Source organism: Subtercola boreus (assembly GCF_003399645.1).
Lineage (GTDB): Bacteria > Actinomycetota > Actinomycetes > Actinomycetales > Microbacteriaceae > Subtercola > Subtercola boreus_A.
Genome location: NZ_NBXD01000075.1, coordinates 1 through 8,495, shown reverse-complemented (window position 1 = coordinate 8,495; position 8,495 = coordinate 1). Strand labels below are relative to the sequence as shown.

Sequence of the window (8,495 nt, the reverse complement as noted above, 5' to 3'; positions counted from 1 at the left end):
GATGACCAAGTGGAACACCACGGGCAGCGAGGCTCGCGGCTCCGCCGCGCGCAACACCAGCCAGCGCCTCAGTCAGCCCGACAACACCGCGGACCCCCTCACACCCAAGAACGTCGGTGGATCGAGGCTAAATAGCGGCGAGGTTCTCAACCCAAATCGGGCCCGTCGGCACAGAGCTGGGCGGAGGTTAGCCCCGTCTGTCGATCGGAACTCGGTGTGGCGGCTCACAGGGGACTTTTAGATTGCCTCCGGTCGTGGGGAGCAGAGCGATGATGTCGTCGATGAGCATCTCGGCGGTGGTGTGCCATTTCTCGACCGAAAGATGGCCGCTGAGTTCAAGCCCCGCGATGCCGTGGGCGCTTGCGAGAAGGATGGCGCCAAACCGAATGGCCTCCTCCGGCCCGACGAGTTCCGCGACCAGGGACAGGAACAGGTCTTGCGTCCTCCCGGCCGCGCGGATGGCAGCTGTGGGATCCCCCGAAGGGGTGCTGAACATTAACGTATAGCGGTGTGGATGCTGGCGCGCAACCGTGACGAGAACCATGACGGCGTCCCTCAGGTCGCTAGCGCTCGAACGGCCAGCGCCTGCGGCCAGCGCCTCAAGGGCGTCTCCGACCCCATCCCAGCCCGCCGTAGCGACGGACGTCAGAAGGCTCTCTTTGTCGGAGAAGTGACGGTATGGAGCCCCGCGGGACACCCCGGCTCGAGCCCCGACCTCCCGCAGGGTGACGGCCCCAGGTCCGCCGGCATCTAGCAAGGATGAGGCTGCATCCAGCAAGGAGCGTCGCGTCGATGCCGCGGATTCCTTTCGAGTAACCATCCCCCCACAATACAGTTGACATTGTCACTTCACCTGCTAGTCTTTAAAGATGACAACGTCAACTCAACTCTTGCCGGCGAAGAATGAACTTGTACTAGTTACCGGCGCGTCTACCGGTATGGGAGCGGCCACCGCCCGAGAACTCGCCAGGCGCGGGTATCACGTCCTTGCCGGCGTCCGCCGCGAAACCGACGCCAACCAGATCCAAGCGGACCGGATCGAACCCGTCATCTTGGACATCACCGCCCCGGACGATATCGAGTCAGTTGCTGCTCGTGTCGGCCAAGACTCGGGGAGCCGTAGGCTTCGTGCCGTCGTTAACAACGCTGGGATCGCAGTCAACGCTCCGGTCGAGGTGCTCCCGCTGGCAGAGTGGCGCCGACAGTTCGACGTGAACCTCTTCGGGCACATCGCTGTCACCCAAGCCGTCTTGCCCTTTCTGATCAGCAGCCGCGGTCGCATTGTCAATATCACCTCTGTCGGTGGGAAGATCGCCATGCCAACCCACGGGGCATATGCGGGGGCGAAGTTCGCTCTCGAGGCGGTCAGCGATTCCCTGCGACGAGAACTGGCCCCCCTGGGGGTTCAGGTCGTGATCGTCGAACCCGGCGGGGTCACTACAGAGATGGCAGGGCGCGGCATCGCCACCGCGAACCAGCTCGCGGAGGGGATGACTTCCGACCAGCACGGCCGTTATGACGGACTCATCGGTGCAATCACCGCTCAGGCCGCGTCGTTCACGAAGACCGGAGTACCCGCCGATATCGCCGGACGCGCAATCGCCGACACGATCACCACACCCAACCCCCGCACCAGGTACACCATCGGTCGCGACGCAGCTATTCTCGTGCGGGTAGCTCGCATCGTTACCGACCGGACGCTCGATGCGATCCTTCGCCGTAACCTCGCACCCCACTACGCCAAGCGGTAGGCGGGGAAGCCGCACGACTTCGGTGGAAGTACTCACGGCGCTTGCAAGCTCATTCGCAGCGAGGCCCGGAATTGATCCGATTGCGCGGGTATCGAACTGGCGGAAACCTCGAAGCTCAGCAAGGGCCACGGCCTCGGATCGACCGCTCCCTGGTATTGGGCTTCCGCTCGCTCACGGCGGGCATCGGGGCATCCTTCCGTCCTAGTGCCGATGCAAAACGCGCGAAGGCAGAAGGTTTCGAGATCGTCACCGGCGCTGATGGGGTCACCCGCTCCATCCCTGTGACCGCGGCCGCGAAAGCGGCCACAGGCGGTAAGAGCATCGCAAAAGCCAGCCCGAACGGTACCGTCAGCGGAGGATGCGGTATTTCCAGCCCGGCGATCACCCGGACGTCAACAGCGAACATCAGAGAAGTTACCTCCTACCGGGTCAATTTTCCGTCGGTCGCGCAAAACTGGGGAGTGGACGCCATCAGTCGAACGGGCGGCTACTTTCATGACTTCTCTGGCCTGAATGCGTCCACCACCTGGACGGGCGAGGCGGTCGTGTACGTGTCGAACTCGACGGGTGTGACAGCTCACGTCAGCTTCGGATCGTTCGCGGAAATCATCGGAGGAGGCATCTGCTACTCCGGTAACCCAACGTCCAACACCTAACCAGTCACGAAGGAAGAGAACGATATTGACGGCGCTCATCGAATTTCCTCAGTTTTGCTCGGCGGATTCCAGCGATCGTGGCTACACGGCGTTGCTTAGAAGGTTAGTGAAGACGTCGTGCGGTGTGCGCCATCCGAGACTTTTCCGGGGCCTGTGGTTGAGTTCGTCGACGACCCGTGCGAGGTCGTCGGGGGTGTAGATACTCAGGTCAGTTCCTTTGGGGAAGTAGTTCCTTAACAAACCGTTTGTGTTCTCATTGCTGGGCCGTTGCCAGGGTCGCCCGGGGTTGCAAAAGAACACCGGCATCCCGACAGTCGCAGCGACGGTGTGGTGGTGACACATCTCTCCGCCCTGGTCCCAGGTCAACGATCGCCGCAAATGCGCCGGCAGCGCAGTGAACGTCTCGATGAGCCGGTCGCGAAGCCGATCAGCCCTGGCGCCGCCACCCAGGTGGGTGAGGAGCGTATACCGGCTGGTGCGTTCCACGAGAGTCCCGATCGCGGACCGGTTGAACGCCCCGACGATCGTGTCGCCCTCCCAGTGCCCGGGATTGAGCCTGTCCTGGGCTTCGTCTGGTCTTTCGTCGATGAGGGTAATCGGGACGATGAACCGCGGCCGGCGTTTATCACCGCGCCGACGGGGCCGCCTGTGAGGGCGCCCCGTTCGAAGCACCATGCGCGGTTGCCTACCAATGACTTGGTGGGGGCTGTAAAGCGTCTGATAGATGGTCTCCACCGCGATCTTCCTGCCGTGAACGGCGAGGAGTTCGTGGGCGATCTGTTCAGGGCTCCAACGTTTGTCCAACCAAGCCTGCACGAGTCCGCGCAGCTCGTCGTCCCGTTCCAGAATGCGGGGCCTTGGGCGGGCTCGACGACTACGCGTCAACGCCTGCGCGACCAAAGGGCGGTAGCTACCATCCGCGGCACGGTTTCGTTTCAGTTCCCGGGCAACGGTCGACACCGCCCTGCCCAATCCCGCCGCAATACTCCGGGCCGAGCGCCCAGCGAGCACGCCGTCAGCGATGAGGATCCGCTCTTCTTCCCGGAGGTAACGGCCCGACTCCGGTCGCGGCGGATGCCGACCAACGACCGGTAAGACGACCCGGATTGCACCACCGCGGATGATCGTCCCGCCGTTCTTTCACCAATGACCCGTCTTCCGATCAATACCGAGCCGACGACACGCCTCTGACAACGACACACCCCGCCCGAGCAAACGAGCAAACTCCCGCTGCTTATCCACCATCGGCTGCCGACCCGGACGACGACCAGAACCAGTACGCATACCTACCTCTATACCTCAGGTGTAGCCACGACCGCTGGAATCCGCCGAGCAAAACTGAGGAAATTCAGTGAGCGCCGTCACCGCTCAACTTGGTGCCGACTGGAACCCTACGGTGCCGATATCCCTTTCGATATGGACGTCGAGCGGGCTGTACGGAAGCTCGAGATCTATCTAGCTCTGAGTCGACAGGTCAACGGAGCCGTGGTGCCGGGAGAGTACTGGAACAATCGAGCCGAGGCGCTGAACAATCAGGCCGAGCTGATGCTCTCGACGGTTCAGTAAATCGTGACACACATCGATTCTGCAGACACTCGTCCTCTGCTCCCACCGTCGTACAGCAGCGGCAACGATGCCGAATTGCACATTCGCCGGGGGATCGGAGCGCTCCGAGATCGCGAGGAAGTCGAAGCGAAGCTCGCTCCAGAATCACCCGAATTCGCCGCCGACGAGCTTCATCCCATCGTATGGCGTGCCGCAGCCGTTATCCAGGACAAGGGTGAGTACCGAGTAGCTGTTGCTCAAGCCGCACTCGCGTTAGCAATGCACGTCAAAGCGCGCACGAAGTCCAAGCCCACGGATCGTAAGCTTATGCAGGAAGCATTCAGCCCCGAAGAACCAAAAGCCGGCGCTGCTAGGCTCCACTTCTCGGGTGGTCCCGAAGACGAGTCATGGCGTTCCCGCGAGTCCGGGCTTCACCTCATCGCGCAAGGTGCATTTGCTGGCATCCGCAATATCTCCGCACGAAGACGAGCCGTGGCCAGAGCACATCGCAACTAAGTACTTATCTGTCCTCTCAGTCGTGGCGCGCTGGGCAGATGACACAGAAATCAAGTGGGAGTAAAAGCCAGGCCGAACGGCACTGCCGTGGGCGAGCAGCGGAAAAGCTTGTTCGAGATCAGCGGTACGGACTTTCATCGACCGGGTCATCAGCTACGCCGGTCAGACGCCGTCTGCCGCGCTTGGGTTGCATAGCTTTCCGGCCACCTCTCGTGGGGCGGGTCAATCTGCTCATTCGAGTTGTAGAGCCCCTGCAACAAGCCGTACGCCGCGGCAAGCGGTTTGCACGGTAGCGCCGTGATCAGGTGCCCGATAGCGGGTCGCCTTCCAACACGGCGCGGGATACGCCCTGATTGAATACCCCATCCCGGGAGCCGACGGCTCGACCGTGGTTGGCTCTCGTCTAGAGCACCCCGAGGCAGCTTGACAGAAATAGGAGCATCCACCGCTGGGAACTTGACTATCGAGACAGACCCTCCATGGGCGGCGAGTGGTGATCGTGCGGCTACCGCGCGGGTTAGCGGCACGCTCAAGTGAACCTATTGAGATCTTGAGTAGTGGCTGAAAAGTTCTGAATGATCTGAATGATTTGTTCAGAGTCGAATTCTGTCGGACGACGCACGGCATCGACCGCTGCCCCCTGGATGAGGGCCAGAAGTGATGAACGAAAGGCATCGGGGGCAAGGCCTTTCTCAAGGGCGAAACGGTCCGTGACGTCTTTCATGCTCTCGGAATACGCGTTCAAGCCCGCGTTGATCGTGCTGCGAAACTCCGTTCCGCGTCGGAAAAAGTAGAACTGAAAGAGAAGATCGGCTTCGTCACGAAACTCGTTGAGGCCCGCGACTTCATTCGCGACCATACTGAAAAACGCCTCGTCTGCGGAAAGATTTTGACCGAACCCTCTTCGGGGGCCGTCCAGCGCCGTGTCCATGAGGTGTCGCAGCAAGGCCTGCAAGAGCCCGTCTTTGGAACCAAAATGAAAGTACACCAGCCCGCTCGAGAGCTGAGCCTCTGCCGCAACCGTCCGCGCGGACACCGTCTCCAGCCCTCCGCGTAGCGCCACTGCACGTGCGGCCGCGATGATGTCGTCTTGTCGTTCACCTTCTGGCTTCTTCACCCCGACCATGACTCCAGAATAACCATTGCCCCATTGCCCCATTGCCCCCATTGCCCCCATTGCCCCATTGCCCCCATTGCCCCCATTGAACCGATGGTCAATACTGGATCGTAGACGGTCAGAAAACTCTAGAGCCGTCGTCTCGCCTGGCTTAGCATCTGCTGCCTGAGTTAGTTGGCTAGTGCCAAACACTGGAAAGGGGATGAAACGTGCGCTTACTGCTGATCAGGCACGCGGAAACGAAAGCAAATGTAGCGGGGACGATCTCGTCCTGGTCGCCGGGTGAAAACCTGACGACAACGGGACGCGTCCAGGCCAAAGATTTGGCCACTCGCCTGACCCGCACGCCTCTTGACGGCATCTACACGTCCCACTTGATTCGTACACAACAAACAGGGGCACCGCTCGCCCTCGATCAAGGCCTCCCCCTCACCGTTCTGGACGGGACACACGAGATCGAGGGGGGCGATTTGGAAGGCGCCAGTGGCGCTCTAGCCATGCGTGCCTACGTGGCACCCCTTCTGATGTGGGGCGAGGGCGATTTTTCCGCATCCATCCCGGGAGGCCACGACGGTACGCACTTTTTCACCCGTTTCGATGCTGCGATCGCCACCATCGTCGATCGCCACACCGACAGTGACACCGTGGCGCTCATCAGCCACGACGGCTGTATGCGCGTCTGGGTCGCAGGGCGCGCCAACAACGTGGGCCCGGACTACACCAGCACGCACGCGCTAAAAAACACGGATATTGTCACGATGAGTGGCGACTTTGATCACGGATGGCACGTTGAAAGCTGGGGTAGCGAAACCCTGCCCTGAAAACTTGACCGCGGTTTTCCGAGTCCGTGAACACCTTGGCCCGCAACGGCTGGCCGTTCCCAGACAGACGCACACGTCTCAGCGCCGTGGACAATGAAGCACAATGCCGTGGCCAGCTCCGTAGCTGCGGCCCTGCAGTCGGTAGTAACAATCGACCATCAACTGGAGCCCGATCAGAGGCGATGCCGGGGTGCCGCTTCACTCGGAGGCAGCAAGGCGCTGAACGGCGACGACCACGACGGCGCGGCGGCGGTCGCCGAGCTCAACAGGCTCGATGTGATTGGGCAAATCGCTGTGTTCAATGACCATACGCAGCGCCGACAACTTCGAGGCATTCGAGGCCACACACCCTTCGAAGGCCTGTTTGCAGGACGCTCCAACTGGTACCACATCGTCAGTCGGACAATGTCGGGGTGATCTTCGAACGAGTCAAGCAGACGCCCGGCATAGCTGCGGAAATCGGTGGCGTCGAAGAGAACGAGCTCGATGGCCTGAGCCGCGACCGTATGGAAGACTGTGTCGCCGCGACCTGGATCAGGCAACGGTGTCTCGCCCCGGGTTCAATAAAGGCAGTCGATTCCCTGGAAGGGTAAGAATCGCGCCTGTTATGAACATGTATCCGCCGGAGTGCTCTGTAATCGCGTGGCGGCGGTGGGCTTGGTCCGCGGTGACGGTGTCCAGGGTGCTAGTGGTGAAGAACGCGTGGAACCGGACGAGACCGCTAGACCGGCCGGCTTCTGCGGCAACAGGCCGGGCTGAAACGCTGTCCAGCCCACCATTGAGCGCTGCGATCTTCGCCCGGCAACGATCGCCCCGCGCCCCGCGCCCCGCGCCTCCTGACTTCTGACTTCTGACTTCTTCGCCCCAGCCACAACTCCAGACCACCCAGTTGTGTTTCACTGACCAGCGGGTCAATAATGGGCCAATGAGTGCTATTTCGCTGGCGTCCGCTGTGACTAGACCGCTGAGTTTCGCGCGCCTAGAAACAGACCCGGCCAGATCGTGGTGCGAAACCCGTCGATGACAGCGTCGTCGGAGTCTTCCCGTGAGCATCCGAGTCGGATGTTGACTCGAAGAAGCCTGCTAACTTCGTTGTGTTCTCCGGGTCCACGGCGACACAGGCCGTGCCGTCGCCGTGCAATGTGCTGCGTGACTCATCGAAAGTTTTGTGGGGGTTGCCAGCAAGAACGCGATGCTCGCCCTACTGACGTCGATGTCGCTAAGGCTGCTGTCGGCGCGGTCCGTGGGAGTTTGTCCAACTCCGGGCAGCTGTGCGGAGGTAATAAACATTCGCAGCACGGGAGTTCAACTCGTGAAGCTCTACCGATGAAGGAGAATTAGTGTGACTCATCAGCTCAAGAACCAAACCGTTTTGGTCACCGGCGGCGGAAGCGGCATCGGGCGGCTTATTGCCGTGGGCGCTGCGGAACGTGGAGCCAGGGTCATACTCTGGGACCTGTCTGGGGTCGCCGTTCAGAGTGTCCGGCAGGAAATCGTCGCTGCGGGCCACCACGCCGAGGCACATACCGTCGACGTGTCCAACCGCGACTCGGTGGCGGCGGCCGCAGCAGCTACCGGTCCGGTGGACGTGGTGATCAATAACGCAGGAATCATCACCGGAAAGAACCTGCTCGATGCCACCGACGACGCCATCGAGCGAACGATTCGTGTTAATACACTCGCCCTGTTCTGGGTCACCCGGGCCTTCTTGGGAAACATGATAAACAATCACCGCGGCACTATCGTCACTATCTCTAGCGCCGCGGGGCTTGTCGGGGTGGCAAAGCAAACCGACTATTCCGCCAGCAAATTCGCCGCCTTCGGATTCGCCGAATCACTCCGGGTGGAGCTATTGAAAGACAGTGCTGGAGTCAATTCACTCGTCGTGTGCCCGTACTTCATCAGCACCGGAATGTTCGAGGGGGTGCGAACGAAATACCCCCTGCTCCTTCCAATCCTTACTGACGGCGCTCACTGAAATTCCCCAGTTCTGCTCACTGAAATTCCCCACCCCGGGTCGCTTCCGCGCATAGAAGCGGGCCTCCCTCGATGCTGATGGTCTTCGACCACACACCAGCTCGAGAAAGGC

10 protein-coding genes and 1 pseudogene are annotated in these 8,495 nt (G+C 61.1%); 6 read left to right on the top strand and 5 right to left on the bottom strand.

What is annotated here, in order from left to right; all coding sequences use genetic code 11:
* Positions 1–187: 187 nt before the first annotated feature.
* Complete coding sequence (locus B7R24_RS18230) at positions 188–544, bottom strand: TetR-like C-terminal domain-containing protein (protein WP_253259535.1); 357 nt, start codon at positions 542–544, stop codon at positions 188–190.
* A 111-nt stretch (positions 545–655) separates the two neighbouring features.
* Positions 656–820 (bottom strand): annotated as a pseudogene (locus B7R24_RS18225) (TetR/AcrR family transcriptional regulator); the annotation flags it as partial.
* A 49-nt stretch (positions 821–869) separates the two neighbouring features.
* On the opposite strand from B7R24_RS18225, the gene B7R24_RS17080 reads away from it, so the two are divergent.
* Both B7R24_RS17080 and B7R24_RS17450 read left to right on the top strand, forming a co-directional pair.
* Positions 870–1,751, top strand: coding sequence for an SDR family oxidoreductase (locus B7R24_RS17080; protein WP_116420160.1), 882 nt, complete (start codon positions 870–872; stop codon positions 1,749–1,751).
* A gap of 41 nt (positions 1,752–1,792) precedes the next feature.
* The gene (locus B7R24_RS17450; protein ID WP_147304111.1) at positions 1,793–2,407 is read left to right on the top strand and encodes a hypothetical protein; all 615 of its coding nucleotides are present in this window, start codon (positions 1,793–1,795) and stop codon (positions 2,405–2,407) included.
* An 81-nt stretch (positions 2,408–2,488) separates the two neighbouring features.
* Here B7R24_RS17450 and B7R24_RS17070 read toward each other — a convergent pair whose 3' ends face one another.
* Complete coding sequence (locus B7R24_RS17070) at positions 2,489–3,514, bottom strand: IS30 family transposase (protein ID WP_301182501.1); 1,026 nt, start codon at positions 3,512–3,514, stop codon at positions 2,489–2,491.
* Between the two features lie 309 nt (positions 3,515–3,823).
* Between B7R24_RS17070 and B7R24_RS17715 the strand changes: the two genes are divergently transcribed.
* Positions 3,824–3,973: a hypothetical protein gene (locus tag B7R24_RS17715; RefSeq protein WP_172582900.1), complete on the top strand. Its 150-nt coding sequence runs from the start codon at positions 3,824–3,826 to the stop codon at positions 3,971–3,973.
* A gap of 3 nt (positions 3,974–3,976) precedes the next feature.
* A complete protein-coding gene (locus B7R24_RS17065; RefSeq protein ID WP_172582899.1) occupies positions 3,977–4,468 on the top strand; it encodes a TIGR02391 family protein in 492 nt (163 codons plus the stop codon).
* A gap of 529 nt (positions 4,469–4,997) precedes the next feature.
* On the opposite strand, the gene B7R24_RS17060 is transcribed toward B7R24_RS17065, so the two are convergent.
* On the bottom strand, positions 4,998–5,585 hold the full coding sequence (locus B7R24_RS17060) for a TetR/AcrR family transcriptional regulator (RefSeq protein WP_172582898.1): 588 nt from the start codon (positions 5,583–5,585) through the stop codon (positions 4,998–5,000).
* Positions 5,586–5,794: 209 nt separating this feature from the next.
* On the opposite strand from B7R24_RS17060, the gene B7R24_RS17055 reads away from it, so the two are divergent.
* On the top strand, positions 5,795–6,406 hold the full coding sequence (locus tag B7R24_RS17055; protein ID WP_116420156.1) for a histidine phosphatase family protein: 612 nt from the start codon (positions 5,795–5,797) through the stop codon (positions 6,404–6,406).
* Positions 6,407–6,579: 173 nt separating this feature from the next.
* On the opposite strand, the gene B7R24_RS17710 is transcribed toward B7R24_RS17055, so the two are convergent.
* Positions 6,580–6,948 (bottom strand): hypothetical protein, encoded by a 369-nt coding sequence (locus B7R24_RS17710; protein WP_172582897.1) that lies wholly within the window; start codon positions 6,946–6,948, stop codon positions 6,580–6,582.
* An 800-nt stretch (positions 6,949–7,748) separates the two neighbouring features.
* On the opposite strand from B7R24_RS17710, the gene B7R24_RS17045 reads away from it, so the two are divergent.
* On the top strand, positions 7,749–8,384 hold the full coding sequence (locus B7R24_RS17045) for an SDR family oxidoreductase (RefSeq protein ID WP_116420154.1): 636 nt from the start codon (positions 7,749–7,751) through the stop codon (positions 8,382–8,384).
* Positions 8,385–8,495 lie beyond the last annotated feature (111 nt).

Bases quoted from the DNA above. Each gene is read 5' to 3' on its own strand.
- B7R24_RS17080 (WP_116420160.1), top strand. From the start codon at position 870: ATGACAACGTCAACTCAACTCTTGCCGGCGAAGAATGAACTTGTACTA.
- B7R24_RS17715 (WP_172582900.1), top strand. From the start codon at position 3,824: ATGGACGTCGAGCGGGCTGTACGGAAGCTCGAGATCTATCTAGCTCTG.
- B7R24_RS18230 (WP_253259535.1), bottom strand. From the start codon at position 544: ATGGTTCTCGTCACGGTTGCGCGCCAGCATCCACACCGCTATACGTTA.